We start from the raw sequence: 443 nt of genomic DNA on the forward strand, positions 1-443 counted from the left end.
GAGTGAAAAACTCCCTCGCCGGAAGACCAAGGGTTCCTGTCCAACGTTAATCGGGGCAGGGTAAGTCGACCCCTAAGGCGAGGCCGAAAGGCGTAGTCGATGGGAAACGGGTTAATATTCCCGTACTTCTTACAATTGCGATGGGGGGACGGAGAAGGCTAGGTGGGCCTGGCGACGGTTGTCCAGGTTCAAGTACGTAGGCGGAAAGTTTAGGTAAATCCGGACTTTCATAACGCTGAGATACGATGTCGAGCTACTACGGTAGTGAAGTCATTGATGCCATGCTTCCAGGAAAAGCCTCTAAGCTTCAGATTGTAAGGAATCGTACCCCAAACCGACACAGGTGGTCGGGTAGAGAATACCAAGGCGCTTGAGAGAACTCGGGTGAAGGAACTAGGCAAAATGGTACCGTAACTTCGGGAGAAGGTACGCTCTTATCAGTG

1 rRNA gene is annotated in these 443 nt (G+C 51.7%); it reads left to right on the forward strand.

What is annotated here, in order from left to right:
- Nucleotides 1–443 (forward strand): 23S ribosomal RNA (locus tag A3712_RS23885); the annotation flags it as partial.

The organism is Vibrio sp. HI00D65, from assembly GCF_001635455.1.
Lineage (GTDB): Bacteria > Pseudomonadota > Gammaproteobacteria > Enterobacterales > Vibrionaceae > Vibrio.